The following is a 25,397-nucleotide window of genomic DNA, read 5'->3' on the forward strand; positions in this document are numbered from 1 at the left end:
GCCGGTTCAGCTGGTTTCCAGAACCTCAAACGTGAGACCGGCTTTACTGGTCAGGCGTTCGTAAAGTTTGCCATCAAGCAGTGATGATGGCGTCCAGAACCCGCCCTGTTTATCGCCGTCCACATCGAACGCAAGGCTCATTCCGGCTTCACCCAGCATTTTGCCGGTGGAACCATAACCGGGATCGCGATCGCCGGTCACCTTGGTCTTGATGGTTTTGCCGTCGGCGGTTTTGCCCACGAATCGCAGGTCATAGAAACCGTTTTTCTGGGCTTCGGGGCTAGGGCCTTCACCCGGCTTGGGCACGAACTTCTCAACCACCCACCGCGAGGGCTTGAATGCGGAGGCGGTAAAAAAGCCACCCAGAGCACCGGTAATGGCATAGGCTGCCAGACGGCCCTTCATGCCCCGGCCAGTCATCATCGCTTCGTCGTAAGTAAACTCCTTACCGTAACGGGCGTTCTGCAAGGCGTTGGAGCGGTGCACAATCCGGGTGTTGATGGCACCCATCACGAACGGCGCCAGCCAGACGCCAAAATCCCGGTCGTATTCCGCGCCTTTCAGGCTCGGCTGACGGGTTTTGGAACGGTGCTCCGGCGGGCAGATGGAAAACGGATTCGCCAGTTCCTTACGCAGCTTGGGATCCGCTGCTGCCTCCTTGGCCACGTTCATCATGCTGGCTACAGTACCGCCAGAAAACTCGCCCTTGGCGACTTTTACCCGCATGCGAACATCCTGGCAGGGTGCACCAAAGGTTGCTTCTGCCTGTTGCTGCAGGAACCAGACCCCCATGTCGGAGGGGATGGAGTCGAAACCACAGCAATGAACGATGCGCGCACCAGAGGCCTTGGCTGTATCCTCGTAGGTTTCCACCATTTTGCGAATCCACTGGACCTCACCGGTCAGGTCACAGTAGTCAGTTCCGGTCTCGGCGCAGACTTTCACCAGGGGCTCCCCATACAGGGCGTACGGGCCGACTGTAGAAATCACCACGCGGGTCTGTTCACACATGGCCTTTAGCGAGCTTTCATCGCTGGCATCTGCCACGATCACTGGCAGTTCCCCTGCCTTTTTACCAAGGCTCTGTTTCAGGGAGCCCAGCTTGCTTTCGGAACGTCCGGCAATCGCCCAGTGAACGTCCCTGCCAACGCCATAGCTTTCAAACAGGTAGGTGGTAAGGATTTGTCCCACGAAACTGGTGGCACCGAATACAACGATGTCGTAAGTGGTGTCAGTCTTTGTGCTCATTGATTGTCCTTGAAGTATTCAGTTTCCGTTATAGGTTGCCCGCACCGGAGCGGGCAGATTTCGCGCCCATCAGTACCAGGAACAGTGCAACGCCGAGCCCCCAGAAACCGTTGAGAACCAGTCCGCCGACCCAGGTCTGCGCGGATACCGCCAGTCCTTTGAGCGGGAAAACAACCAGCATCGCCACGGCGGTTGGCCCGATGGCGCCCACTATTACATTACCCAACCAGAACTTAAAGCCATTGAGACGCCGGAGAATGGCCCAGAGCAACATTCCCCACAGCCCGCCAAAGAATGCCAGCGAGAAGACGGCCGGTACTCCCAGGGGCGGCACCGGATTAAGGTTGAACGGCGCCGATGGCACTATGCCCGCGAAATAGAACAGGGCAAATAGGCCCTGATGAAAAATCAGTGTTGCGAGAAAGCCACTAACAAACGCTTTTAACCAGATCATGCTGTTATCCTTATTCAAGTTTGGGCGACACCGCACACTTACCCATGAGCCACCTAACCAAAAAAGGCACCCGTAGGTGCCTTTTTCAGAATGATTAGAAGGTTAAAGTACCTTCTTCAATTCTTCCTCAAGTTGCGGAACCGCTTCAAACAGGTCCGCGACCAGGCCGTAGTCGGCAACCTGGAAGATCGGCGCTTCCTCGTCCTTGTTGATTGCAACAATCACTTTGGACTCGGACATACCTGCCCAGTGCTGAATGGCACCGGAAATGCCGACCGCGATGTAAAGCTGTGGCGCAACGATTTTGCCGGTCTGACCAACCTGCATGTCGTTGGGAACAAAGCCGGCGTCTACGGCGGCGCGGGAAGCGCCGACAGCAGCACCCAAGAGGTCTGCTATCTGTTCCAGCATCTTGAAGTTCTCGCCGTTCTGCATGCCACGGCCACCAGAAACCACAATACCGGCACTTGCCAGGTCCGGACGGTCAGACTGAGCCATTTCCTCGTTGATAAACTGGGAAAGGCCTGCGTCTTTGACAACGTCCAGAGATTCGACCGTGGCGGAACCACCCTCACCAGCAACCGGATCAAAGGCCGTCGGGCGAACCGTGATAACCTTGATGCTGTCAGAGGATTTGACAGTGGCCATGGCGTTACCAGCGTAGATTGGCCGAACAAAGGTGTCTTCGGACTCAACGCGCATGATGTCGGATACCTGGGCAACGTCCAGCAGTGCAGCAACCCGCGGCATGAAATCTTTGCCAGTGGTACCGGCGGCCGCCAGAATGTGGCTGTAATCTTTTCCGACTTCAGCAACCAGCTCACCCAGGTTTTCGCCAAGGAAGTGACCGTAAACCGCGTTGTCAGCAACCAATACCTTGCTGACGCCCTCGGCCTTTGCTGCTGCTTCGCCTACAGCACCGCAGTTTTCGCCGGCAACCAGGACGTCGATGTCACCACCGATGGCCTTGGCAGCCGCCACAACGTTCAGAGTCGCCTGCTTCAGGCTGCTGTTGTCATGTTCAGCAATTACAAGGATGCTCATTCAGATCACCTTCGCTTCGTTCTTCAGTTTGTCGACCAGCTCAGCTACGTCAGCAACCTTCACGCCCGCCTGGCGAGAGGCAGGAGCCTCTACCTTCAGGGTAGAAAGGCGCGGAGCAAGCTCAACACCCAGATCAGCCGGGGTCATGGAGTCCAGCGGCTTCTTCTTGGCCTTCATAATGTTCGGCAGAGAAGCGTAACGCGGCTCATTCAGACGCAGGTCAGTGGTGACTACCGCAGGCAGCTTCAGAGCGACGGTCATCAGGCCGCCGTCGACCTCACGGGTAACGTTTACTTTTTCGCCTTCAACAACGACTTCAGAGGCAAAGGTACCCTGCCCCATGCCAGTCAGTGCGGCAAGCATCTGGCCAGTCTGGTTGTTGTCGGAATCGATTGACTGTTTGCCGAGGATGACCAGCTTGGGCTCTTCCTTCTCAACCACACTCTTGAGCAGCTTGGCCGCTTCGAGAGACTGAACCTCTTCGTCTGTTTCGATGTGAATACCGCGGTCTGCACCCAGAGCCAGAGCGGTACGGATTTGCTCCTGGCAGGCCTTCGGGCCGATGGATACCACCACAATTTCGCTGGCAACACCCTTCTCTTTAAGGCGAACCGCTTCTTCAACAGCGATTTCGCAGAACGGGTTCATTGCCATTTTGACGTTGGCGAGATCAACGCCGGTGTTGTCCGGCTTGACGCGCACCTTCACGTTGTAGTCGATAACTCGTTTTACAGCGACCAGAACCTTCATAGATTCCTCGTTCTTCTACGATGAGTTTACATTTGAGAACAGCACATGCTTGCGGGGCCTGCTGTCTGTAAGGGCGTCATAATACTGCAGGCAAAGGGCACCGGGGTCAATAGTCCCTCAGGACCATGAAAAGCCGCGCTTGCGGCCACGGAACACCCGTTGACTCCACCTGAGCGTGAGACGATACTAGAAAACGACTCAAAAAACACGTTTTAGCCCAGCACTGATTAACAATGCCAAAGGTAGGCCCAAATTTCAAACAAACGTTTGTTTGATTTATCAATTGCGGTATCCTTTTGGTTAACAGAACAGGGGCTTTCGCTTTGTGGGAGTCGTCTGCAGCCCGTTTTAACGGTATGATGGCGCCCCTGAGAAATTGCCTGTTGGCATCACTAAAAAAGATGAGGAGACCAACGTGGAACGCGAATCGATGGAATTTGATGTTCTGATCGTCGGCGGTGGCCCAGCTGGCCTCTCCGCGGCCTGTCGTGTCATGCAGATGGCCCAGGAAGCTGAACAGGAACTGACCGTCTGTGTTGTAGAGAAAGGTTCCGAGATCGGGGCTCATATTCTGGCAGGGACGGTGTTCGAGCCCACTGCCCTCAACGAGCTGTTCCCGGACTGGAAAGAGAAAGGGGCACCACTGAACACCCCGGTCACCCGTGACGACATTTTCCTGCTGAAGAACCAGGAGAATGCCAACAAGATCCCCAATGCCTTTGTGCCCAAGAACATGCACAACCACGGCAACTACATCATCAGTCTGGGCAACCTGTGCCGCTGGCTTGCCGAACAGGCGGAAGCCCTGGGCGTTGAGGTCTATCCCGGTTTCGCCGCCGCCGAAACCATTGTTGAAGATGGCCAGGTTAAAGGCATTATCACCGGTGATATGGGCGTGGCACGTGACGGCTCCGAAAAAGACGGCTATATGCCGGGTATGGAACTACGCGCCAAGTACACCCTGTTTACCGAGGGCTGCCGCGGTCACCTGGGCAAGCGCCTGATCAGTGATTTCAACCTGGATGAAGGCAAGGACCCGCAGCATTACGGCATCGGCATCAAGGAGCTGTGGGACATTGACCCCGCCAAGCACGAGCCTGGCCTGGTTGTCCATACCACCGGCTGGCCCCTGAACGAATCCGGGTCTACTGGCGGCTCCTTCCTTTATCACCTTGAGGGTGGCCAGGTATATGTGGGCCTGATCGCAGATCTGTCCTACAGCAATCCACATCTGAGCCCGTTCGATGAGTTCCAGCGCCTGAAGCTGCACCCGGAAGTCAGCAAGCACCTGGAAGGTGGCAAGCGAGTGGCCTACGGCGCCCGCGCCATTACCAAGGGCGGTTTCAATTGCCTGCCCAAGATGAGCTTTCCCGGCGGCCTGCTGCTCGGCTGCGATGCTGGTACCTTGAACGGCTCCAAGATCAAGGGCTCCCACACCGCCATGAAATCCGGACTTCTGGGCGCCGAAGCCGTGTTTGAGGCGCTGAAGGAAGGCAAGAGCGGTGAGGAAATTACCAGCTTCGAGGACCGCTTCAAGGACAGCTGGCTGTACAAGGAGCTATACGCCGAGCGCAACTTCGGCCCGGCCATGCACAAGTTCGGTAATTTCGTCGGCGGTGCCATCGCCTACTTCGAGCAGAACATCCTGCGGGGCAGCCTGCCGTTTACGTTCCACGACACCACGCCGGACTATGCAACACTGAAGCCGGCTGACCAGGCCAAGAAAATCGATTATCCGAAGCCTGATAACAAGCTGACCTTCGACAAGCTGTCCTCGGTGTTCATTTCCAACACCAACCACGAAGAAGATCAGCCGATCCACCTCAAGCTGACCGACCCGGAGATCCCCATCAAGGAGAATCTGCCGAAGTATAACGAGCCTGCGCAGCGCTACTGCCCGGCTGGTGTGTACGAGGTGGTCGATGCGGACGATGGCAGCGGCAAGAAGTTCCAGATCAACGCGCAGAACTGCGTTCACTGCAAGACCTGCGACATCAAGGACCCTGCCCAGAATATTACCTGGGTAACGCCGGAAGGCGGCGGTGGTCCGAATTACCCGAATATGTAATTCGGAATGTTGCATAAAAAAACGGCCCACAAGGGGCCGTTTTTTTCAACCGTGAAAAGCGTTAGTGAGCGTGACCGTGCTCTTGCTCTTCGTCAGTTGCATCACGCGCTTCAACCACTTCCACGTCAAAGTGCAGGGTCTGACCTGCCAGCGGGTGGTTTGCGTCGATGGTGACAGTTTCGTCGCCTACTTCCACAACACGAACTACCTGGGGGCCGCCCGGAGTCTGTGCCTGGAACTGCATGCCTGGTTCGATGGTGTCCACACCTTCAAACGCAGAACGTGGGACTGGCTGAACCAGCTCTTCGTTGACTTCTCCGTACCCTTCAGCCGGCTCAACAGATACCTTCACCTGATCGCCTGCGTTCTTTTCATTCAGCGCATTTTCCAGTCCGCCGATAATGTTCTGAGCACCTTCCACATAAGACAGCGGCTCGCGACCTTCTACACGGGAGGAATCCAGTTCTTCTCCCTGATCGTTGGTGAGCGTGTAGTGGATGGTGACAACACGAGGTTGGGCCATGTGATCTCCTTGCGTGTCGCAATGACTGTTTGATTTAAAGTTGGGTAATCGAAAGTAATCATGAACAGCCGGACTGCACAGAGGGACTTACGACCACCGGGCCTCGTTAGAGAGCCAGGCTCGGTAACAAGTTCGAAAATACAGTTTAACAAGTGTCGAACTGCGTTTTCTACCGTGAGTTATTTGGGACGGTGCCCGGTAATTCAACCGTTGGCGGCAACTTTATAGAAATTTCCGTTGCTCCAGACACCTAGGCCGGTTTGGCCCTCCGGCGAATCTTCGGTGACCAGCTCTGCCAGGTCGTAATAGGCCGCGGTGACAAGCCGCGCTTCAATCCCGTGACGCACCTTTACCACTGGCCGCGGCTCGTCGCTACCGTCATAGGTGCCAACCCGCAGCGGGTGAGTCGCGCCAATCTCTATGGTTTCCCCGATATTGGTGGTGACAACCAGCACCTGGTCCCTGCCCTCGCCGAGGGCATGAAGTGAATGCGCCAGCAGCGGGGTATCCTCGACGGTGATCCGCCACTTCTCAACAGGCGTGACCAGGTAATACTCACCGTCATCTTCCCGCCGCAGGATGGTAGAAAACATTTTCACAAGCGCTTCACGGCGAATAGGCCTGCCCTCAAACAGCCACTGGCCATCGCGGGCTATCACAATATCAATGTCTCCGGACAGCTCCGGGTTCCATTTTTCCAGCGGTGGCAGTTCCCGGCTTTCAGCCTGTGCACTCTCGACCTGTTGCGCAATGGTTTCTGGCTTCTGGGTCATAACAATCTTCCTGAGTATGGCGATAACCGGACTATGGATGCGGAACTGCCAGTTTTAAAGTGGGGACAGGCCAGGATAGCTCCTGAGTCATGGCAGAAACTGCGCTCTGAGGTCTGCGCACCCCGGCCCCGCAACCGGCATTTCCAGTACCACGGCCTGGGCTGTCATGAAAGGAATGCCTCTGCGATGGCCATCGACCAGTAGGGTGGAAAGGCTGCCAACAAAGGGCATATGCGATACGATCAATAGCTTTGAGGGGGCCACGTCAATCAGTTCATCCAGGCATCGCGCGGGGTCATCATCCGGAGTGATAAAATCCTTCTCGGTGACGGCGCAATTGAGGATTTCTGAAGCGATTGCAGCGGTTTGACGGGCACGTACAAGCGGGCTACACCAGATGAGTTCAGGCCGCCAGGGTGACTCTGCGATCTGCGCCGCGACATCCGCCACGCCATTACGACCGAATTCGGTCAGCTCCCGCTCCCTGTCGAGAGTATGCCAACCGGCTTCACCGTGACGCATAATGATCAAGTGCACTGGTTACCTCCGCAGATACCGAATGCGATTGACTGGTTAGTGGCTGATCATTGGCTTAGGGTGCGGGGCAGAATGAACTCCACGTCGGAGTTCTGCACCGACATCATCAGGCTGTTAATCACCGCGCTGATGGACGCGCCGTCATAGAGTATTTCGTACAGACCTCTTACCAGGGGCATGTAGATACCGATGGTTTCGGACTTTTCCTTGACCAGCTTGAGGGTGTAGATACCTTCAGCCACCTGCCCAAGCTCGGCAACCGCGTCGTCCAGCCCCTGCCCCTTGCCAACTGCATATCCGACACGGTAGTTCCGGCTCTTCGGCGAGGTGCAGGTTACGATCAGATCCCCAACGCCGGCCAGCCCCATAAAGGTCATCGGATTGGCGCCGAGGCTGACCGCAAATCGGCTCATTTCAGCGAGCCCGCGGGTAATCAACATAGCCTTGGCGTTCTCGCCCAGATCCCGTGCCGAGGCAAGCCCGGCCACGATGGCGTAGATGTTCTTGAGCGCACCCGCCAGCTCCACCCCATAGACGTCCACATTAGCGTATACCCGCAGGTATTCGCAGCCCAGCAGCTCCTGAACCGAACGCCGGACCTCCGGGTCTTTGGCGGCAATAACCGTGGCAGTGAGGTCTTGGTTGACGATTTCCCCGGCCAGGTTCGGCCCGCTGAGAACGCCGATCCGGCAACGGGGAATCTCTTCCAGCAGAATCTCGCTCATCAACTTGAAACCGTGTTCCTCAATGCCTTTGGTCAGGCTGACGACAATCTGCCCGTCCCGGAACTCGGAGCTGTTTTCACGGATTACGGAGCGGAACGCCTTGCTGGGGATGGCGACGAAGACGATCTCGGCCTTGCCAACCGCTTCTGGCAGACTGGTTGTCGGCTGGATATCGCCGGTCAAAAGCACATCCGGCATGTAGCGGCTGTTTATGCCGCTGTCGCGGATCTCGTCGGCCTGGACTGCGTCACGCATCCAGAAGTGCACGGTGTGGCCGTTTTCTCCAAGGACCTTGGCCATGGCGGTGCCGAAACTTCCGCCGCCGAGGACTGCCACATCATGGCCCGTAGAAGAGGACTCCGGTGGCCGTGGGGCTTTATTATCAGGCATAGTTCTTCCGTCATTGCTTGTCGTTGGCCCGGTTACGGCCGGCAGGAATGGATAATACGGTGAAAATCGCCGGCGTCAGCCGGGCTCTTCGCATTCCAGGGCACGCACCAGGTTCTTGAATTCTTCCCGGTTGCGGCTGTTCAGACCCATCAGCACCCGGTGCGCGTCCAGAACCTTGTCCCGGACATCCTGCTCACTGGCACGCAATACGGGGATTTCTTCCAGCTCCTCGATACGCGAGGCGGGTTCCCGAACAATGATAAAAATCTTGTCAAAACCCATGGAAGTAATGATTCGGGTAATGTCCGGGTTAGTGGAGATAATCGTTGGCAGGAAATTGCTGCGTTTCTGGGCCGCCATGGCGATCTTGGCGAGCAGCCCCAAGGTGGTACTGTCGATGATCTCGGTTTCCGTGAGATCAATGACCACCGTCTTGAATTCAGGGTCCTGAGTGATGGACTCAACCAGGTTGTCCAGCGTCGAACACAGGTTCAGCCGGATTTCTCCAATAAACTTGAGGACATAAATGCCCTGTTTTACAGCTTGCAGGATCTTGTAACCAGCCATTGAATCCACTGCCACTATTTCGACGTTGGGCTATCGTTACTGAAAACTGCATCCGTGACGGATACGATAGCAATATCGTCAGGTAACTCTGTGATCTCGTCGAGACTCAGAGCGTCGCTAAGCGAAGCAATAGTGTGACTACCTCCCGAGACGAGTTCAAGTAGTGTCTTTTCCTTTTCGTCAAGGCTCTTGGCCTTGATGACCTCCAGGATGCCGTCTGAAAACAGGATCAGGTGAAAAGACCGCTCCAGCGGCACTTCATAGACTTCCCACTCGGGTGCCTCAAACAGACCTACCGGCAGGCCGCTACCCTCCAGAAACCCGGTGGTACCACCTTCAATCGAAAGGATAGGCATGGGGAAATGTCCACCCACAGAGTATCGCAGACGCCGGTCGGTGGTGGAAATAATTCCCACGAACACGGTTACGTGCTTGCCCAGGCCGGTATCCAGCAATTCCGAGTTGACTCGTTCCAGGAATCGCTCCGGATAGAGAATATCGTCGCTGGAACCCCGCCTCAGATTGCGCTGCAGGCGGTTGGTCAGGTTTTTCAGCAACACGGTAACAAAGGCAGAGCTGGCGCCGTGGCCCGAGACGTCGGCAATGTAAACCAGTACCTTGTCCTCGGATATACGAAAGTAATCGAGAAAGTCGCCACTGAGAAACAGGGATGGCTTGATCAGGTGCTCGATGGCGAGGCCGGATAACAGCTGGTCGTTGTCGGGCAGCATGCGCAGCTGAACCTTGCGCCCTGCCCGCTGGTCCGCCCGTAATTCGGCAATACCATCCCGCAGGTCGCGGTTGGCCTCTTCCAGTTCCTGGCGGTAAAGCTGGTTGAGGCGGTTAACCCGCACCCGGTCAAACAGTTTGCCAATCACATCATCCAGGGCGCCGCGGTCGCCGGCACAGGGTTTGAGCACGATATCTGCCGCACCCGCACGAAGAGCATTGACAACCTCGGGAGCGTCTTCGGTGGAATAACAGGCAACGATCGGAGTAAAGGTTTCGGCATCCTCAAGGGTGGACGCCAGCTCTCCGATGGCATCCGGTGCCATGTCGGCAAAGATGATATCCGGCATATTGTCCTGAAACAGGGCGCGAGCCGAACTCAGATCCGGATAACCGGTCACATAGAATCCCCTGGCCTCAAGGTACCGAGCCAGCTCCGAACGGGCATGCTCATCCGAATCAATTATAAGAATGCGCTCGGTGCGCGATGTCATGTTTATCGCCCTAAACTACCATCGGTAAACGGGAAATTGGCTTTCAGATATCTATTCTGGCACGCCCCTGTGATATAACAAGACATGTTTGCTGTTTTTGGGAGGTCGTAATCAATGAGAAGTGCCGTAAATGATCTGCTCGGAGCCTATGACAAGCTGATCATGGACCCGGTTCACGGCGGCATTCCGCTCTACCGGCATGAAATAAAGGTTATCGATCACCCCCTGTTCCAGCGCCTGCGCAATATCTGCCAGAACGACATTCTCAGCCTGGTGTTCCCCGGCGCCACGCACTCCCGTTTTCTGCACAGCATCGGCGTCATGCACGTGGGCACCCGCATGTTCCGCTCGATGATCGACGCCTACCTGCGGGAACGACAGCTGAGTGACCAGACCGACCTGAGCCTGAGCCAACTGGATGCCATTGACTACCTGGCCAAAACCATACGCCTGGGCTGCCTGCTGCACGACAGCGGTCACTCCAGCTTTTCCCATCAGTTCACCCAGGCCCGACGGATTCGCAACCTGATGTCACGCGCTGACCGTTTTGATGACCTCTGGGAGGGTGTTGATTACTCGATCTATCATCCCACGAGGCCGGATGAACTCGAGCATGAGCACTATTCCGTGCGCGTCGCCCATGAGGTGCTGTCGTCCATCGATCTGGACTGCGCGGGGCTCGACGCCCGAGACGTCATCGGGATTATGGAAACCACGGATGTGAGCCCCAGTGACGCCTTCTGCCGGCACGCCCGCACATTCTGGAACTTCATTGCCGGGGAGGATGCTGACTCCGGCGCGCTCAGCGAGGCCAATACGCCTCGCCTGGTGATGGACCTGTTGTCATCCATTGTGTCCGGTGAAATTGATGCCGACAGGGCGGACTACATGCTCCGGGACGGGTTTCATTCGTCCGTGACGATTGGCGGCTTCAATCTTGATCACCTGCTCAGCAACCTGCGCTTTGGCTGGGACGTACGCGAACCCTGGCTGGGGCTGGCCATCACCCAGAAGGGACTGGGGGCCCTGGAAGACTTCGTCTATAGCCGCCACCAGATGTACCGCAAGGTTTACGCCCACAAAACCGCTCTCGGCTTTGACTGGTTGCTGCGGGAGGCCATCAACGAGGTTCTGGAAGACCCCGAGATTTTTGACTGGGTAGATACCTGCCTCAGCGACATGCGCTATTTCGCAGACCTGACAGACAGTTTCTTCTGGGAGGCGTTTCGCAAGGTGGCGCGCAGGGAACCCTCGAGCTACTCACGGTGCATTGTGGACCGGATCAAACTGAATCACCTGGATACCCGGGAGGACCTTTCTGTTCAGGGCATCGGGGACCACAGTAGCTGGCTGGCAGGAGAGCTGAATCTGGACCCGGAGCAGGTGGTGACCTGCTCGATGCGGGCCCGGTTTTCCAACATTCAGGACAATTTCAATGGCATCAAGGTCCTGGTGCGAGACCCTATCAACCGGGTCCGCTCATTGAAAAAGATAACCGACATCAGCGCTTTCTTCAGTAAATTCAGCGACGGCACCATCAGCCACTTTTATGTGCGCCCGGATGTGCTCAACCCCAAACGGACTGAATAACGGCCGGGCTCAATCAATCAGGTAGTATCCTGTCCACCAATCCCTTGGCGCTCTCGAAAGCGCCTTCAACCCGGCCACCGCTCAGCCAGTCCCCGGCAAGGCCGATGCACTGGTCATCAAACCAGCGAAAACCTGGCGTCTCTTCGGCAGATGATTTTGCGTAGAGCCAGCGGTGGGATACCACGTCGTCCGGCTGTTCACTGCACCCGGTAACGCGTTGGAATGCCTTGACCATGTCTGCCGTTACCTGCTCCGGGCTGGTGTCCTGATGACGATGGGACCATTCCGGGTTGGCGTGCAGCACCCACCACTGGCCCTGATCGTCCCGGCCAGGCTTGCTGGAGTTATTGGCAACCCAGTAAAGTACCTCATCCTGGCAGCGCATCCCCTCGTAGGGCTGCTCCAGCGGGTCCGCAAAATACACGGCGGCCGCCCAGCAAGGCTGTACATGACGGACCGGCTCATTCAGCTCCTCGGCAAGCATTTGTAGCTGACTGTTTGCGAACAGCTCCTGCGTCTGGGCCGGTGGTGCAGTGACGATTACCGCATCGTAGGGCCCGTGAGAGCCGCCATCGGTGTCCCGTAGCGTCCACTGACCACCATTGCTGATCAGACGCTCAATCCGGGTTTGCGCCGTGATATCGATGGTCGAGGACAGCTCCCGGGTGATGGCCGTCATTCGCGGTATGCCAACGTATCGCGCTTCATCCGGGAACGACTCCCATTGCCCCCCATTATTCTGATAGCCAAACCGCCCCTGCCAGACGCCAAAGCTTGCCTCACCGGCATGATCAGTCAAAAACTGGAGGAACGCCGGATCTCTTGCTGTAAAGTACTGGGCGCCGATATCGGCAGAGCCCCCGGGAACACGCTTGGCGGTCATGCGGCCGCCCGGACCACGGCTTTTTTCGAACACCGAGACGGCAACATTTCTTTCCCCAAGCAAACGTGCGGCTGTCAGGCCGGCCAACCCTGAACCAACAATGGCTACTCGGCGTATAACAGGCATCTGATCGGTTTGGTTAAACATCGTTTAAGGTGCATCCAGATTCGGTTATTGAAACGTAAAACCCGCAAAGCGTTGCATAGGACTCATCCGACAGTTGCGCTGTACAGGTAAAACCACGAACTAAAGGGCAATCAGGGTATGACCCGAGTGCAGAATTGGTTGACTAATATCCTGAGATGGTTCGACTCCACTGCGGGTTCGGATCACCTCGACACGAGCTCCCGCGCTTTCAACTTTCTCAGGGTGGTGCCCTTTATAGCACTTCATCTTGCCTGCCTGCTGGTTATCGTCACAGGTACCAGCACATTCGCGGTGGTTTTTGCGGCAGCTTTTTTTGCAGTGCGCATGTTTGCCATTACCGGTTTCTATCACCGATATTTCGCCCACAAAACCTTCAAGACCAGCCGCGTGGCGCAGTTTCTGTTCGGACTTCTGGGCGCCAGTGCCGCCCAGCGTGGCCCATTGTGGTGGGCCGCTCACCACCGACATCACCACCAGCATTCCGACGACGAGAAAGATCTCCATTCCCCCCACCAGGGCGGTTTCTGGTGGTCCCATGTCGGCTGGTTTACCTGCGACGCCGGATTTGCCATGGATGAGCGCCGGGTCAAAGACTGGATGAGATTTCCGGAACTGCGCTTTCTGAACCGCTTTGATTCATTGGTGCCGGCAGCCGCTGCGCTTTCCATATACGCGCTCGGCGAGGGGCTGGCAGCCTGGGCACCCGGTCTTGGCACCAACGGTCTGCAGCTGCTTGTTTGGGGCTTCTTCATATCCACCGTCGTACTGTTTCATGCCACCGTGTCCATTAACTCCCTGTCCCACGTATGGGGCAAACGCCGCTTTGAGACCAACGATGACAGCAGGAACAACGTCTGGCTCGCCCTGATTACCATGGGCGAGGGCTGGCACAACAATCACCATCGCTGGCCACAGACCGTACGCCAGGGTTTCCGCTGGTACGAGGTGGATATGACCTGGTATGGACTCTGGCTACTCTCGCGCCTGGGGATCATCTGGGACATGAAACCGATTCCAGAGCATATACAGGAAGAAGTCCGCCAACTGGATGCCATGAGGAGGAAAAAGTCGTGAGTACCGCCTCGATAATTGATATGGGTAACAGGAGTTCATCCGTGCATGAGACCCTTGGCCGCTTCCGGCAACTGTTCAACACCCTCTGCGCTGGCGATATGGGCGAACTTGGTAGTGTTTACAGCGACGACGTGCATTTTACCGACCCTTTCGCCTCTGTTCGGGGTATAGATGAACTCACAGAGTACTTCACCGGCGCCTATGCCAACGTCATTTCCTGCAGCTTTGATTTTGGCGAGCCGGTCATCAACGGTGAGGACGTCTGCATACCGTGGGTCATGCACCTGAAACACAAGCGCATTCGCAAAGGCCGGCCCGTCAGGGTGGACGGTATCAGCCAGTTGGTGATTAGAAAGGGGCACGTCACCTCCCATCGGGACTACTTCGACGCAGGCCAGTTGCTGTACGAAAACCTTCCCGTCATGGGTGGGGTTATTCGCTGGATAAGGAGTCAGGCAGGATGAGTAAGCGGCTTGAATCAGCTTCCAATATCTGGATTACCGGCGCCAGCTCCGGTATCGGTGAAGCGGTCACCCGGGAGCTGGTGCAACAGGGTCATCAGCTCATCATCACCGGCCGCCGGCAGGAAGCACTTGATGAGCTGTGCACTCTGGCACCGGAGAGAATGCGGCCTGCGGCGGCCGATACCACTGATCGTGAGGCCCTCCAGTCGATCAGTGACGATCTCGAAACCTTCGGCAATCTGGATATGGCTATCCTGAACGCCGGCACCTGCGAGTACCTGGAAATCGCGGAGTACGACAGCAGCATCATTGATCACAACATAACCACCAACGTGGTCGGTACTGCCCGCTGCCTGGACATTGCCCTGCCTGCGCTGCGACGAACCGTGCAACAGGGACGGCCAGCAACCCTGGTGATTGTGAGCTCCTCGGCCTGGTGGTTTCCGTTCGGGCGCGCCGAGGGGTACGGCGCTTCCAAGGCAGCGCTGACGTATTTTGCCCAATCTTTGAGGGCGGATCTGGCCTCAGAGGGCATTGATGTTGTGGTGGTGTCCCCGGGGTTTGTCAAAACACCACTGACGGACCGCAACGATTTTCCCATGCCGTTTCTGGTTTCGGCAGAGGATGCGGCAAAACGGATTGTTAATGGCCTTCGCAAGGGGAAAATGGAAATCGCTTTTCCCAAGCGCTTTACATGGTCACTCAAACTGCTCGGCGCCCTGCCCCAGGGTATCATTGACCGTATGTCAGCCAGCATGAGCCGGCAAAACAGGAAAGAACAGGAATCCAATGGATGAGTAACAACCGTCAACGTATTGCAGTCATTGGCGCTGGTGTATCGGGGCTGACCACGGCCTGGCTTTTATCGGAAAAGTACGATGTTGAACTGTATGAGGCCGGCAGCTATGCCGGTGGGCATACCAATACTGAGTCGGTGACAGCCGGTGGCCGCGAGTGGCCGGTCAATACCGGTTTCATCGTCTTCAATGACTGGACCTACCCTAACTTTATCAAGCTGATGGATCGCCTGGGTGTCGAGTCCGAAGTGAGCGATATGAGTTTCAGTGTTGATTGTCACTCATCGGGCCTGCAGTACAACGGCACCAGCCTGAATACGCTGTTTGCACAACGGAGTAATCTGCTGAACCTGCCCTTTCTGCGAATGATCCGCGAGATTCTGAGGTTCAACAAGGAAAGTCGGGCAGACCTGGCAGAGGGCAATATCGGGGACGAGGAGAGTCTTGGGGAATATCTCAACCGTAACGGCTATTCCCGGTATTTCCGTAAATACTACATTGTACCCATGGGAGCGGCTATCTGGTCCGCCCCGGAAATTGTACTGGAACAGTTCCCGATCCGTTTCTTCCTCCAGTTTTTCAACAATCACGGCATGCTGTCAGTGGATGACAGGCCCACATGGCGGGTTATATCCGGCGGCTCTGCCCGTTACGTGAATGCCATGATGGATCGTCTGGAGCACCTCACCCACCTCAACAGTCCGGTCACATCTGTAGTGCGCCAGCAGGACAAGGTGCTGGTGACGGTAAACGACGAGCAGCAGGAGTTCGACCAGGTGGTGTTTGCCTGCCACAGTGACCAGGCCCTGGCAATGATCAAGGATCCCACCGACAAAGAGCTGGAGATTCTGGGAGCCATTACCTATCAGAATAACGACGTGGTGCTTCATACCGACAGCTCTGCACTGCCTTCAAACCGGCGAGCCTGGGCAGCCTGGAATTATTTTATTCCGCGACACAGCACTGAACCCGTATCCGTCACCTACAACATGAATATTCTGCAGAACTTCCACGATGCCCCGGAAACCTTCTGTGTGACTCTGAACCGTAGCGCTGACATCGACCCAGAGCGTATCGTCAAGCGATTCGAATACGCGCATCCGGTTTTTACTCTCGAGGCGGTTGCTGCGCAGAAGCGTTATGACGAAATCGGTGGCCACAACCGCAGCCATTTCTGTGGTGCCTACTGGTTCAATGGTTTTCATGAAGATGGCGTATGCAGCGCGCTTCGCGTCACCCGGGCCCTGGGCGTGGAGTTGTAATCATGAACGCCGCCGTGCAGGACAAGCGTATAGATAATTGTCTGAGCAGCCAGTGGCTGGAGGGAACGATCCGGCATCGTCGCATGGCGCCGGTTCGCCATGAGTTCACCTACAGTACCGGCATGCTGGCACTGGATCTGCGCGAATGGCATTCCGTGACCCGTATCAGCCCGCTGTTTTCACTCGAGAAATTCAACTGGCTTTCGCTTCGGCGCAAGGACTACTTCCAGCCCGAGAAAGACAACCTGTTACAGGCGGTGATGAACCAAGTCCAGAGCGCTACCGGCTGGAAACCTGACGGGCCGGTGGAGCTGATCACCCACCCCCGTTATTTCGGGTACGTGTTCAACCCTGTCAGCTTTTACTTCTGCTATAACGCCGGTGACAGACCGGACAAAGGCGCGGTCCCGCGGGTCATTCTGGCCCAGATTACCAACACACCGTGGAAAGACCGCCACGTGTATTGCCTGGAAAGCACCGGAGCGGAACCTACCAGTGCCGGCTGGCGCACTGAACGTTTCGGGTTCGACAAACGCTTCCACGTCTCACCCTTCAACCCGATGGACCAGCACTATCAGTGGACCTTCAGTTTTCGGGGTCCGGAAGTGCGCATACACATGAACGTGTTTCAGGACGAGCACAGGCATTTTGATGCCACTCTGGTGGTCCGACGCACCCCTCTGGATCGTAAGATATTGCATGAAAGCCTGAGGCAGTTTCCCGTGGAAGCGCTGAAGGTCGTCGGTGGAATTTACTGGCATGCACTGAAGCTGAAACTCAAGGGCGTGCCGTTTTTCACCCATCCGGACAAACTTCCGGAAAGCGACCCGGCCCACAGGCTTGGCAGTGATGATTCCGGCCTGGACGTGACCGAGGCCACCGATCGCACAAAGACAACCGGAAAGGTAAGCTCATGGAGAACCTGAACACTTCACTCGAATCAGCAGGCGCCGACAGGCATGTCCCGCTCAGCAGCCGGGTTGCCAGACATCTGGTTTGCCAACAGCTGTCACTGCTGAAGGATGGCGCCCTGACCATCCGTGAGGCCGGCCAGCAGACCCTGAGCTTCGGTGACGGCGATACCCGGTTTGCCCCGGCAGAGCTTATTGTCCACGACAGCAGCACCTGGAAGGATCTGCTGACCGGGGGCAGTATCGGTGCCGCAGAGTCCTACGTGTCCGGAGACTGGTCAACGCCGGACCTGGTAGCCCTGTTGCGATTTTTTACCCGCAACGTGGATCGGATGAACGAATTTGAAGACAGGTTCAGCTGGGTCACTAAACCTGCACTGAAAGGCCTGCACTGGCTGAACCGGAACACGAAAGAAGGCTCCCGCAAGAACATCAGTGCCCATTATGATCTGGGCAACGACCTGTTCGAAACCTTTCTTGACCCCACCATGATGTACTCGTCGGCGATTTACCCACGTCCCGAGGCAACACTGGAAGAGGCGGCGGCCCACAAGCTGGACACCATCTGTCGCAAACTTGATCTTCGCCCGGGCGATCGTGTGATGGAAATCGGTACCGGTTGGGGCGGATTTGCTGTTCATGCCGCCAAGTATTTCGGCTGTCATGTGACGACCACCACCATCTCTTCAGAGCAGCTTCAGTTGGCCAGAGAAAAGGTGAAAGCCGAAGGCCTTGAAGACCACATCACTCTGTTGTTTGACGATTACCGGGACCTGGAAGGCCAGTTCGACAAGCTGGTGTCCATTGAGATGATCGAAGCCGTTGGCCCCCAGTTTCTCGACAGTTATTTTGCCCAGATCAGCCGTTTACTGAAACCGGACGGGCTGGCTCTGGTGCAGGCCATCACTATGCCGGAGCAGCGTTATCGCCGGGCATTGAAAAACGTCGACTTCATCCAGCGGTTTATCTTCCCGGGCAGCTTCATACCGTCATTCGGCGCCATCCTTGGCTCCGTGCGAAACGGGTCCGATCTGGTGATCACTCACGCCGAAGACATTGGTTTCCATTATGCCCGTACCCTCCGTGACTGGTGCGAGCGGTTCATGGCTAACCGCGACACCCTTGAACGCCAGGGATACGATGAGGCTTTCCGGAGGCTCTGGCATTTCTATTTTGCCTACTGCGAAGCGGGTTTCAGCGAACGCGCCATTGGTGTGTCCCAGATCGTGTTTGCCAAACCGGGCAATAAACGTGAGAACATTCTCAGCCTATGATCCAGTCAGACACGGTTCGTAACACTATTAATTTCGTGCTGTTTCAGGCCGGCTGGTTTGCCTGCGTTCTTTATCCGGGCCTGCCGGCGGTGGGCTTCGTGTTGCTGCTGATAGGCTTTCATCTTGCCTTTATCAGCCAGCACCGTATGGCCGAACTGCAATTTATTGGTGCCGGTGCGGTCATTGGCGGGGTGCTGGATGGTGTCTGGTTCCAGACCGGTATTCTGGATGACGGTACCGGCAGCGTCGAATTGACCCCGGTGTGGCTGATAGGCCTCTGGGCGATATTCATGACCACGCTCTCCCACTCGCTGTCGTGGATCAACAGCAGAGCCTGGTTGCCATTTGTATGCGCACCGTTCGCTGGCCCTTTCGCCTATTGGTCTGCAAGCAAGCTGGGCGCCGTTGAGTTACCGGACCAAACAATGTCACTCGTTGCGTTGGCAGTTGGCTGGCTGATTGTGTTCCCGGCCCTGCTCTACCTGCGAAAATTCCTGTATCCGGAGTTAGCCAGATGAGACCAACCATTATGACTGTCGGGTCCGGCCTGGCGATCTTCGCCGCCACGGCTGCGGCAGCCTCCGAGCTGCGCTTCTCGGGTGAAGCGACCGCGATAGACAGCGACCGTGTGATTTACGAAGAGCGTTACCTTGTCGAAGGCGAGTGTTCCGATGGCGTATTCCGGCCGCAAGCTCAGACCGTCACCTATGTTCGTGACGAAGATAACCAGTTCGCCGAAAAAACGCTTCGCTATGATGAATCACTGTTGCGCCCGACGGTTGATTTTCGCCAGCCGGATTTCAACGAAGTCATGCAGATCACCAATCAGGACGATGACGAAATGGAAATCGAATGGCAGACACCGGAGGGAGGCATGGAAAGCTTTTCGGTAGACGTTACCGACTCTCTGGTTGCGGACGCCGGGTTCGACCATCTCGTCAGGCAGAACTGGTCGGCGGTGACCTCGGGCGAACGCGTGGAATTTGATTTTCTGGCGCCTACTCGCGGCAAGGCCTACGGCTTTGTTCTTGAACCGGCTGATGACGATCGGATTGATGCTGCCTATACGGTTCGCATCAAGCCTTCCGGGACCATTCTGGGCTTCCTGGTAGACCCGATCCTGCTGGGCTACAACGAGGACGGCTTCCTCACGGACTACCTGGGGCTCAGCAATATCCGCAAAAACAAGGATTCCAACTACACGGCCCATATCCGCTATACGATGGAAAGCAGACCGGATTGTGAACTGACCCGCTGAAGCTAACCTGAGATTCCCGCAGGCAACGCAGACACCCCGCCCTGTTATGATAGACTTTCTGTCTTTCGACCCAGCCGCAACAGAGAGTTTCTGCCGATGATGTTTGTCTCCTTCAACGTCAACAGTATCCGCACCAGGCTTCACCAGCTTGAAGCTGTCATCAAAGAATTCGAACCGGAGTTCATCGGCCTGCAGGAAACCAAGGTGAACGACCCGGACTTTCCGGAAGAGGCCATCAGGGAACTGGGCTACCACGTTCATTTCCACGGCCAGAAAACTCATTACGGCGTCGCCCTGCTCTCCCGTCAGAAGCCTGACAGCGTTCAGAAGGGTTATCCCTGGGATGGGGAAGATTCCCAGCGCCGGCTGATCACTGGCCACTTCACCGTCGACGGCCACAAGCTGACCGTGATCAATGGTTATTTCCCCCAGGGCGAAAGCCGTGACCACCCGGTGAAGTTTCCCGCCAAGGAAAAGTTTTATGCCGATCTGATGCGTTACCTGGACGAACTCAAGGCCGACGGCAACGAGATCGTGCTGATGGGTGACATGAATATCTCTCCCACTGACCAGGATATCGGCATCGGCGCCGACAACGCCAAACGCTGGTTACGTACGGGCAAATGCAGCTTCCTGCCGGAAGAGCGGGAGTGGCTGGAGCAAGTCCAGAATCGAGGGTTTACCGATGTGTTCCGCCATCTGCATCCGGAGGAGTCGGATACCTTCAGCTGGTTCGACTATCGCAGCAAAGGCTTTGAGCGGGATCCGCGCCGTGGCCTGAGGATTGATCTGATCATGGCGAGTGACAATCTTCTGCCGAAGGCAAAAGAGGCGGGAGTAAGCTACGATATCCGTGCCATGGAGCGGCCGTCGGACCACTGTCCGGTGTGGGCCCGCTTCGACCTCTGAATCCTTTTCGGGCCGCGTCATGAAAAAAATCAAAACTCGCGACCGCATTCTGGAAGCCAGCCTGATGCTGTTCAACAGCGTTGGGGAACCGAACGTCACTACCCTGCTGATTTCTGACGAACTGGATATCTCCCCCGGCAATCTCTATTACCATTTCAAGAGCAAGGGCGATATCGTCGGGGAGCTGTTCACCAGCTATGAGCACGAAATGCACGACCTTTTGGCCGTGCCGGCAGACGCGGATATCAGCCTGGACCAGCAGAGTTTTTTCCTGCATCTGCTGTTTGAAACCGTCGCCCGTTACCGCTTCCTGTATCAGGATCTGGTCAATGTGCTGTCGAGGTACGATCAGCTACAGACCCGTTTCCGCCGCATTCTCAAGAAGAAAACCAGCGGCTTCAGGACGATCTGCGAGAGTTTTCGCCGCCAGGGCATCATGGATATCAGGGATGGAGAACTCGACGCCCTTTGCGAGCAGCTGACGCTGACAGCCTGTTACTGGAGCAGTTTCGACAGCCTGTCACATCTGGAGGACCGGGAGTCAATGGACCCCGGTCGCGGGGTCTACCAGATGATGTACCTGCTGTTGCCCTACCTGGCGCCGGAGGAAAAAGAGCAGATTTACCTGATGAGCCGGGAGTACCTGTGATCATGAGGTGGTCCTCAGGGAACCCGTGGACGGATCACTCCTCCTCGGAGCGGTCTTCGGTTTCCTCCCTTAACCGCTCCAGTTCGGCCTCGAGCGCCTGGATCCGACGCTCCATGGCTTCAATTTCTTCGCGGCGATGAATGCCCAGTCTGCGCAGGGCGCCGGAAACCCGTTCGTCAAACAGATGCTCCAGCCTGTCCCAGGTCCCGGTTGCCTTGTCACGCACCCCACCCACACGATCTTCTACCGATCGAACGTGCTTCTCGACTACTCCACGAGTCTTGCCTTCCAGCTGCTCGCCTTCCTGTACCAGGCGCTCGAAGAAGCGGCCGGCATCCTCTTCCGCCTTGGTAAACGCGCCCAACCCGGCAAGCCAGATCTGCCTTGCAGATCCCTTGATCTTACCCGCCATCTGTTCGTCGTTTTCGGGCTTGTTTTCGTTTTCGTCAGACATTCAGAACCTCGGGGAAAATAACTCTTTATTGCTCTGATTGTATTACAGCACGCTCGGAATTTCAGTCAGCTGCGGGTAATCTTCCGCAACCGTTTTGTTACCGCAGCCCTGAGAGCTCCATTGCGAAAGGCTTTAATATAAGCACGAATTCAATATGAAAAAATGTGATCAAACGAATCGTTCGCTGGCTTGCAGTGTACAAAATATGGTCAATACTTCACTGTACCGGTATCCCTGCTGATGCCGGTTTGTCTGGAAGTCTTTCATGGATACTACTCGCACGCCTCTGCCCGGCCACCAGTGCCGGGCTTTTTTATGCCTGAAAATAGATATATAGTTATTACCTAAAAGCATAACTATAGTTTTATCTTTTCACGAGAGCGCACTGCATGATTGAAATTGCTTGGGATAATTTTACCCCATGGTCCGCTTTGGCAGGCGGCGTCATTATAGGTCTGTCGGCCGCGGCATTCATATTGCTCAATGGCCGGATTGCCGGCATCAGCGGTATTCTTGGCGGTTTACTGGTGCCACAGAAACGTGATGTGCTCTGGCGGGTCGCTTTTCTGGCTGGAATGCTGGCTGCGCCGGTCATCTGGATGATGACGGCGGACCTGCCTGCCATTGAGATTAATGCCAGCTACCCGGTCATCGTGGTGGCTGGCCTGTTGGTGGGCATTGGTACACGCTATGGCTCGGGTTGCACCAGTGGTCACGGCGTTTGTGGTCTGTCACGGCTATCTGTTCGTTCGCTGCTTGCAACCCTGACCTTTATGGTTGCCGGCTTTGCAACCGTCTACATCGTCCGCCATCTGCTGACAGGAGCCTGATCCATGAAATTCAGTCTTGCCTCTTTTGGTGCCGGCCTCCTGTTCGGTCTCGGCCTGCTGATCAGTGGTATGGCCAACCCCGAGAAAGTACTCGGCTTTCTCGACATTGCCGGGCAATGGGATCCGTCCCTTGCTTTTGTCATGGGTGGTGCGATTCTTGTGGGACTGTTCGCCTTCACCCTGGCAAAAAAACGGACCTTGTCGTTCCTGGGTTTTGATATGCGCTTGCCTGCCGCAGACCGCCTCGACAAGCGGTTGATTATTGGCAGCGTTCTTTTTGGCGCAGGCTGGGGTCTGGCAGGCTTCTGTCCCGGACCGGGACTGGTGGCGCTGGGTGCCGGGGAAACCGGTGCACTGGTGTTTGTGGCTGCGATGGTCGCAGGTATGGGGCTGTTCGAACTGATTGAAAAACACAGGGTCAGCAATTGAAATTAACCATCGCGGGCGCTCTGGCATCTCTCTGACACCGCGAGCTCACTGTGGCATTATGCATTGGCCTTTTATGACAGGTTAGAGGATCTTCTATGGACATCAGGCGTATTGACGAGACGATTTCCGTGGCCCCTCAGTTGTCGGTAGACGACATTGCCGAGGCGGCAAAACTGGGTTTTAAAACATTGGTGGCCAACCGGCCAGACAGCGAGGAGGCCGGCCAGCCTGCCATGGCTGACATTGAGGCAGCCGCCCGTGAAAATGGCATGGAATGGGTTTATCTGCCGGTAGAATCAGGCAATATTCTGGATAACGACGTGGACCGGTTCGATGCGATGATCCGCGAGGCAGAAAAGCCCGTATTGGCATTCTGTCGCTCGGGAACACGTTGTACTGTTCTCTGGGCGTTGAGTTCGGCCCGTTCCGAACCGGCACAAGACATTGTGGCTAAGGCCCGCGGCGCCGGCTACGACATCAATGGTCTTGCACCAAGGATGGCACAGCAGGCGAGCAAGCAGTCCTGAACCGCCTCTCAATCCGGATACAAACCGCTACCAGGATCCAGCACCATGCAGTACAAGGGTACCGCCAACTTTCGCCATGACCATCCGGAAAAGATCGGAGTGCTGGTCACCAATCTGGGTACGCCGGACGCTCCAACCTCATCCGCTCTTCGGCGTTACCTTGGAGAATTTCTCTGGGACCCACGAGTGGTGGAAGTTCCCCGCCCACTCTGGTGGCTGATTCTGCACGGTATTATTCTGCGGATACGGCCAAGCCGTTCCGCCAAGGCTTACGCCAGCGTCTGGCAACCAGAGGGGTCTCCGTTATTGACCCACACCGCCTCGCAGGCGGAAGGCATTCGCAAACGCCTGCAGGCAAAGTACGGCAACAACATCGTGGTGGGTTTTGCCATGCGCTATGGCAATCCGAGCGTTTCAAAGGTTCTGGATGAAATGCAGGCCCAGGGGGTTCGCCAGCTACTCGTGCTGCCGCTTTATCCCCAGTACTCGGCTTCAACGTCCGCCTCTACGTTCGACGCCATCGCACATGACTTCACCAGGCGGCGCTGGATCCCGGATCTTCGATTTGTTTCCCACTACCCCGACTATCCGCCCTACATTGAGGCGATGGCCAACCACATCCAGGCACACTGGAATGAACACGGGCGCAATGAGAAGCTGGTCCTCTCCTATCATGGGGTGCCGCTCAAGTACCTGAAAAAGGGTGATCCCTATCACTGCGAGTGCCACAAGACCTCACGACTATTGGCGGAACAGCTTGGCCTGGCGAAAGAGGAGTACATGACCACCTTCCAGTCCCGCTTCGGCCGGGAGGAATGGTTGCAGCCGTACACGGATGAGACCCTGAAATCCTTGCCGGCCAAAGGCGTTAAATCCATTGATGTATTCTGTCCCGGTTTCTCTTCAGACTGTCTGGAAACCGTGGAAGAAATCGATGAAGAGAATCGTGAATACTTCATGGAAGCGGGCGGCGAGGGGTTCAGCTATATTCCGGCGCTCAATGCAACACCGGGCCACATCAGCGCCCTGACACAGCTGATTGAAGACAATCTGCAGGGCTGGACAGTGCCGACCAACGAACCGGAAGAACTGGCTGCGCGTTTCAGGCTCGCAGAGGATCAGAAACAGGCCCAGTATCCCGGACGGGATCTTTAAACGTAAGCCGTCCTTTTATTCAGGGAGTCCTGTTCTTTTCAGGGCTCTCTGACAGGTCAGGCACTGACTGGCAGAACGTGCACTCCTGCGTATCCACAGCCGCTCCCCCAGCCTCCACATAGCGAACCTTGTGGTTTGCCCCACCGCGATTGGCAGACACTGAGAACTTACGGTCGTGGCGAACGTCCTGGGTTTTCTGATCGGTTTCTGAATTTTGCATAATTGGACTCCCGACAAATTTCCTTACGCCACAGATATGGGGGCGAATTGCACTGAATCCAAGTCGAATCAAAGATGGGGCCAGGAGGATCAATTAGAAAGGTCGGTAAATCAATAGGAAAGAAGAGAAAGTGGCGGTGGGCCAGGGATTCGAACCCCGGGACGGCTACTAACCGTCGGCGGTTTTCAAGACCGCTGCATTAAGCCACTCTGCCAGCCCACCGTTTTCTCCACAGCCGTCATTGCGACAGCGGGATGAATGA

The 25,397-nt window shown here is 56.2% G+C and carries 29 protein-coding genes and 1 tRNA gene; 16 read left to right on the forward strand and 14 right to left on the reverse strand.

Features of this window, described 5'->3' with window-relative positions; translation table 11 throughout:
* Positions 1-6: 6 nt before the first annotated feature.
* The 4 genes from DIT71_RS08580 to DIT71_RS08595 all read right to left on the reverse strand — a co-directional run bounded on the left by DIT71_RS08580 (position 7) and on the right by DIT71_RS08595 (position 3,496).
* A complete protein-coding gene (locus DIT71_RS08580) occupies positions 7-1,248 on the reverse strand; it encodes a saccharopine dehydrogenase family protein (RefSeq protein WP_114612772.1) in 1,242 nt (413 codons plus the stop codon).
* A gap of 28 nt (positions 1,249-1,276) precedes the next feature.
* Positions 1,277-1,702, reverse strand: a complete 426-nt coding sequence (locus tag DIT71_RS08585) for a hypothetical protein (RefSeq protein WP_114612773.1) — start codon at positions 1,700-1,702, stop codon at positions 1,277-1,279.
* Between the two features lie 102 nt (positions 1,703-1,804).
* Positions 1,805-2,746: an electron transfer flavoprotein subunit alpha/FixB family protein gene (locus DIT71_RS08590; protein ID WP_114612774.1), complete on the reverse strand. Its 942-nt coding sequence runs from the start codon at positions 2,744-2,746 to the stop codon at positions 1,805-1,807.
* A complete protein-coding gene (locus DIT71_RS08595) occupies positions 2,747-3,496 on the reverse strand; it encodes an electron transfer flavoprotein subunit beta/FixA family protein (RefSeq protein WP_114612775.1) in 750 nt (249 codons plus the stop codon).
* Positions 3,497-3,911: 415 nt separating this feature from the next.
* Between DIT71_RS08595 and DIT71_RS08600 the strand changes: the two genes are divergently transcribed.
* Entirely contained in the window at positions 3,912-5,564 is a 1,653-nt protein-coding gene (locus DIT71_RS08600) for an electron transfer flavoprotein-ubiquinone oxidoreductase (protein WP_114612925.1), read from the forward strand.
* Between the two features lie 61 nt (positions 5,565-5,625).
* Here DIT71_RS08600 and DIT71_RS08605 read toward each other — a convergent pair whose 3' ends face one another.
* The 6 genes from DIT71_RS08605 to DIT71_RS08630 all read right to left on the reverse strand — a co-directional run bounded on the left by DIT71_RS08605 (position 5,626) and on the right by DIT71_RS08630 (position 10,302).
* Positions 5,626-6,087, reverse strand: coding sequence for an FKBP-type peptidyl-prolyl cis-trans isomerase (locus DIT71_RS08605; RefSeq protein WP_114612776.1), 462 nt, complete (start codon positions 6,085-6,087; stop codon positions 5,626-5,628).
* Between the two features lie 203 nt (positions 6,088-6,290).
* Positions 6,291-6,860 carry a DUF1285 domain-containing protein gene (locus DIT71_RS08610; RefSeq protein WP_114612777.1) on the reverse strand — a complete coding sequence of 190 codons (570 nt, stop codon included), beginning with the start codon at positions 6,858-6,860 and terminating at the stop codon, positions 6,291-6,293.
* An 87-nt stretch (positions 6,861-6,947) separates the two neighbouring features.
* Complete coding sequence (locus tag DIT71_RS08615; RefSeq protein ID WP_114612778.1) at positions 6,948-7,397, reverse strand: SixA phosphatase family protein; 450 nt, start codon at positions 7,395-7,397, stop codon at positions 6,948-6,950.
* A 47-nt stretch (positions 7,398-7,444) separates the two neighbouring features.
* Entirely contained in the window at positions 7,445-8,512 is a 1,068-nt protein-coding gene (locus DIT71_RS08620) for an NAD(P)H-dependent glycerol-3-phosphate dehydrogenase (RefSeq protein ID WP_114612779.1), read from the reverse strand.
* A 75-nt stretch (positions 8,513-8,587) separates the two neighbouring features.
* Positions 8,588-9,079: an STAS domain-containing protein gene (locus DIT71_RS08625; protein ID WP_114612780.1), complete on the reverse strand. Its 492-nt coding sequence runs from the start codon at positions 9,077-9,079 to the stop codon at positions 8,588-8,590.
* A gap of 14 nt (positions 9,080-9,093) precedes the next feature.
* Complete coding sequence (locus tag DIT71_RS08630; protein WP_114612781.1) at positions 9,094-10,302, reverse strand: PP2C family protein-serine/threonine phosphatase; 1,209 nt, start codon at positions 10,300-10,302, stop codon at positions 9,094-9,096.
* A 114-nt stretch (positions 10,303-10,416) separates the two neighbouring features.
* Between DIT71_RS08630 and DIT71_RS08635 the strand changes: the two genes are divergently transcribed.
* The gene (locus DIT71_RS08635) at positions 10,417-11,892 is read left to right on the forward strand and encodes an HD domain-containing protein (RefSeq protein ID WP_114612782.1); all 1,476 of its coding nucleotides are present in this window, start codon (positions 10,417-10,419) and stop codon (positions 11,890-11,892) included.
* A gap of 13 nt (positions 11,893-11,905) precedes the next feature.
* Here the strand turns inward: DIT71_RS08635 and DIT71_RS08640 are convergent, their stop codons facing one another.
* Positions 11,906-12,922: an NAD(P)/FAD-dependent oxidoreductase gene (locus DIT71_RS08640; RefSeq protein ID WP_114612783.1), complete on the reverse strand. Its 1,017-nt coding sequence runs from the start codon at positions 12,920-12,922 to the stop codon at positions 11,906-11,908.
* 117 nt (positions 12,923-13,039) lie between these two features.
* Here DIT71_RS08640 and DIT71_RS08645 point away from each other — a divergent pair, with 117 nt between their 5' ends.
* From DIT71_RS08645 to DIT71_RS08690, 10 genes are all read left to right on the forward strand, one after another.
* Positions 13,040-13,996 carry an acyl-CoA desaturase gene (locus DIT71_RS08645; protein WP_114612784.1) on the forward strand — a complete coding sequence of 319 codons (957 nt, stop codon included), beginning with the start codon at positions 13,040-13,042 and terminating at the stop codon, positions 13,994-13,996.
* A gap of 41 nt (positions 13,997-14,037) precedes the next feature.
* Positions 14,038-14,460, forward strand: coding sequence for a nuclear transport factor 2 family protein (locus DIT71_RS08650; RefSeq protein ID WP_227538011.1), 423 nt, complete (start codon positions 14,038-14,040; stop codon positions 14,458-14,460).
* Positions 14,457-15,257: an SDR family NAD(P)-dependent oxidoreductase gene (locus tag DIT71_RS08655; protein WP_114612786.1), complete on the forward strand. Its 801-nt coding sequence runs from the start codon at positions 14,457-14,459 to the stop codon at positions 15,255-15,257. The genes DIT71_RS08650 and DIT71_RS08655 overlap by 4 nt, the downstream gene beginning before the upstream one ends.
* A complete protein-coding gene (locus DIT71_RS08660) occupies positions 15,254-16,519 on the forward strand; it encodes an NAD(P)/FAD-dependent oxidoreductase (RefSeq protein ID WP_114612787.1) in 1,266 nt (421 codons plus the stop codon). The genes DIT71_RS08655 and DIT71_RS08660 overlap by 4 nt, the downstream gene beginning before the upstream one ends.
* Before the next feature lie 41 nt (positions 16,520-16,560).
* Complete coding sequence (locus DIT71_RS08665) at positions 16,561-17,445, forward strand: DUF1365 domain-containing protein (RefSeq protein ID WP_114612926.1); 885 nt, start codon at positions 16,561-16,563, stop codon at positions 17,443-17,445.
* Positions 17,433-18,704 (forward strand): SAM-dependent methyltransferase, encoded by a 1,272-nt coding sequence (locus DIT71_RS08670; RefSeq protein WP_114612788.1) that lies wholly within the window; start codon positions 17,433-17,435, stop codon positions 18,702-18,704. Before DIT71_RS08665 ends, DIT71_RS08670 begins: the two co-directional genes overlap by 13 nt.
* Positions 18,701-19,222 (forward strand): DUF2878 domain-containing protein, encoded by a 522-nt coding sequence (locus tag DIT71_RS08675; RefSeq protein ID WP_114612789.1) that lies wholly within the window; start codon positions 18,701-18,703, stop codon positions 19,220-19,222. The genes DIT71_RS08670 and DIT71_RS08675 overlap by 4 nt, the downstream gene beginning before the upstream one ends.
* A complete protein-coding gene (locus DIT71_RS08680) occupies positions 19,219-19,962 on the forward strand; it encodes a hypothetical protein (RefSeq protein ID WP_227538013.1) in 744 nt (247 codons plus the stop codon). Before DIT71_RS08675 ends, DIT71_RS08680 begins: the two co-directional genes overlap by 4 nt.
* A 96-nt stretch (positions 19,963-20,058) precedes the next feature.
* A complete protein-coding gene (gene xthA / locus DIT71_RS08685; protein WP_114612790.1) occupies positions 20,059-20,871 on the forward strand; it encodes an exodeoxyribonuclease III in 813 nt (270 codons plus the stop codon).
* A 19-nt stretch (positions 20,872-20,890) separates the two neighbouring features.
* A complete protein-coding gene (locus DIT71_RS08690; RefSeq protein WP_114612791.1) occupies positions 20,891-21,520 on the forward strand; it encodes a TetR/AcrR family transcriptional regulator in 630 nt (209 codons plus the stop codon).
* 34 nt (positions 21,521-21,554) lie between these two features.
* Here DIT71_RS08690 and DIT71_RS08695 read toward each other — a convergent pair whose 3' ends face one another.
* The gene (locus DIT71_RS08695) at positions 21,555-21,974 is read right to left on the reverse strand and encodes a phasin family protein (protein WP_114612792.1); all 420 of its coding nucleotides are present in this window, start codon (positions 21,972-21,974) and stop codon (positions 21,555-21,557) included.
* Between the two features lie 389 nt (positions 21,975-22,363).
* Here DIT71_RS08695 and DIT71_RS08700 point away from each other — a divergent pair, with 389 nt between their 5' ends.
* From DIT71_RS08700 to hemH, 4 genes are all read left to right on the forward strand, one after another.
* Positions 22,364-22,804 carry a YeeE/YedE family protein gene (locus DIT71_RS08700; RefSeq protein ID WP_114612793.1) on the forward strand — a complete coding sequence of 147 codons (441 nt, stop codon included), beginning with the start codon at positions 22,364-22,366 and terminating at the stop codon, positions 22,802-22,804.
* A gap of 3 nt (positions 22,805-22,807) precedes the next feature.
* Positions 22,808-23,233, forward strand: coding sequence for a YeeE/YedE family protein (locus DIT71_RS08705; protein ID WP_114612794.1), 426 nt, complete (start codon positions 22,808-22,810; stop codon positions 23,231-23,233).
* 95 nt (positions 23,234-23,328) lie between these two features.
* On the forward strand, positions 23,329-23,760 hold the full coding sequence (locus tag DIT71_RS08710) for a TIGR01244 family sulfur transferase (protein WP_114612795.1): 432 nt from the start codon (positions 23,329-23,331) through the stop codon (positions 23,758-23,760).
* Between the two features lie 45 nt (positions 23,761-23,805).
* Positions 23,806-24,915, forward strand: a complete 1,110-nt coding sequence (gene hemH, locus DIT71_RS08715) for a ferrochelatase (RefSeq protein ID WP_114612796.1) — start codon at positions 23,806-23,808, stop codon at positions 24,913-24,915.
* A 19-nt stretch (positions 24,916-24,934) separates the two neighbouring features.
* On the opposite strand, the gene DIT71_RS08720 is transcribed toward hemH, so the two are convergent.
* Both DIT71_RS08720 and DIT71_RS08725 read right to left on the reverse strand, forming a co-directional pair.
* Positions 24,935-25,135, reverse strand: a complete 201-nt coding sequence (locus tag DIT71_RS08720) for a hypothetical protein (protein ID WP_114612797.1) — start codon at positions 25,133-25,135, stop codon at positions 24,935-24,937.
* 131 nt (positions 25,136-25,266) lie between these two features.
* Positions 25,267-25,357, reverse strand: a tRNA-Ser gene (locus DIT71_RS08725).
* Positions 25,358-25,397 lie beyond the last annotated feature (40 nt).

The sequence above is a fragment of the Marinobacter vulgaris genome (genome assembly GCF_003344045.1).
In the GTDB taxonomy this organism is placed as follows: Bacteria; Pseudomonadota; Gammaproteobacteria; order Pseudomonadales; family Oleiphilaceae; genus Marinobacter; species Marinobacter vulgaris.

Bases quoted from the DNA above. Each gene is read 5' to 3' on its own strand.
- DIT71_RS08580 (WP_114612772.1), bottom strand. From the start codon at position 1,248: ATGAGCACAAAGACTGACACCACTTACGACATCGTTGTATTCGGTGCC.
- DIT71_RS08585 (WP_114612773.1), bottom strand. From the start codon at position 1,702: ATGATCTGGTTAAAAGCGTTTGTTAGTGGCTTTCTCGCAACACTGATT.
- DIT71_RS08590 (WP_114612774.1), bottom strand. From the start codon at position 2,746: ATGAGCATCCTTGTAATTGCTGAACATGACAACAGCAGCCTGAAGCAG.
- DIT71_RS08595 (WP_114612775.1), bottom strand. From the start codon at position 3,496: ATGAAGGTTCTGGTCGCTGTAAAACGAGTTATCGACTACAACGTGAAG.
- DIT71_RS08605 (WP_114612776.1), bottom strand. From the start codon at position 6,087: ATGGCCCAACCTCGTGTTGTCACCATCCACTACACGCTCACCAACGAT.
- DIT71_RS08610 (WP_114612777.1), bottom strand. From the start codon at position 6,860: ATGACCCAGAAGCCAGAAACCATTGCGCAACAGGTCGAGAGTGCACAG.
- DIT71_RS08620 (WP_114612779.1), bottom strand. From the start codon at position 8,512: ATGCCTGATAATAAAGCCCCACGGCCACCGGAGTCCTCTTCTACGGGC.
- DIT71_RS08625 (WP_114612780.1), bottom strand. From the start codon at position 9,079: ATGGCTGGTTACAAGATCCTGCAAGCTGTAAAACAGGGCATTTATGTC.
- DIT71_RS08630 (WP_114612781.1), bottom strand. From the start codon at position 10,302: ATGACATCGCGCACCGAGCGCATTCTTATAATTGATTCGGATGAGCAT.
- DIT71_RS08635 (WP_114612782.1), top strand. From the start codon at position 10,417: ATGAGAAGTGCCGTAAATGATCTGCTCGGAGCCTATGACAAGCTGATC.
- DIT71_RS08640 (WP_114612783.1), bottom strand. From the start codon at position 12,922: ATGTTTAACCAAACCGATCAGATGCCTGTTATACGCCGAGTAGCCATT.
- DIT71_RS08645 (WP_114612784.1), top strand. From the start codon at position 13,040: ATGACCCGAGTGCAGAATTGGTTGACTAATATCCTGAGATGGTTCGAC.
- DIT71_RS08655 (WP_114612786.1), top strand. From the start codon at position 14,457: ATGAGTAAGCGGCTTGAATCAGCTTCCAATATCTGGATTACCGGCGCC.
- DIT71_RS08660 (WP_114612787.1), top strand. From the start codon at position 15,254: ATGAGTAACAACCGTCAACGTATTGCAGTCATTGGCGCTGGTGTATCG.
- DIT71_RS08670 (WP_114612788.1), top strand. From the start codon at position 17,433: ATGGAGAACCTGAACACTTCACTCGAATCAGCAGGCGCCGACAGGCAT.
- DIT71_RS08675 (WP_114612789.1), top strand. From the start codon at position 18,701: ATGATCCAGTCAGACACGGTTCGTAACACTATTAATTTCGTGCTGTTT.
- DIT71_RS08680 (WP_227538013.1), top strand. From the start codon at position 19,219: ATGAGACCAACCATTATGACTGTCGGGTCCGGCCTGGCGATCTTCGCC.
- xthA (WP_114612790.1), top strand. From the start codon at position 20,059: ATGATGTTTGTCTCCTTCAACGTCAACAGTATCCGCACCAGGCTTCAC.
- DIT71_RS08690 (WP_114612791.1), top strand. From the start codon at position 20,891: ATGAAAAAAATCAAAACTCGCGACCGCATTCTGGAAGCCAGCCTGATG.
- DIT71_RS08695 (WP_114612792.1), bottom strand. From the start codon at position 21,974: ATGTCTGACGAAAACGAAAACAAGCCCGAAAACGACGAACAGATGGCG.
- DIT71_RS08700 (WP_114612793.1), top strand. From the start codon at position 22,364: ATGATTGAAATTGCTTGGGATAATTTTACCCCATGGTCCGCTTTGGCA.
- DIT71_RS08705 (WP_114612794.1), top strand. From the start codon at position 22,808: ATGAAATTCAGTCTTGCCTCTTTTGGTGCCGGCCTCCTGTTCGGTCTC.
- DIT71_RS08710 (WP_114612795.1), top strand. From the start codon at position 23,329: ATGGACATCAGGCGTATTGACGAGACGATTTCCGTGGCCCCTCAGTTG.
- hemH (WP_114612796.1), top strand. From the start codon at position 23,806: ATGCAGTACAAGGGTACCGCCAACTTTCGCCATGACCATCCGGAAAAG.
- DIT71_RS08720 (WP_114612797.1), bottom strand. From the start codon at position 25,135: ATGCAAAATTCAGAAACCGATCAGAAAACCCAGGACGTTCGCCACGAC.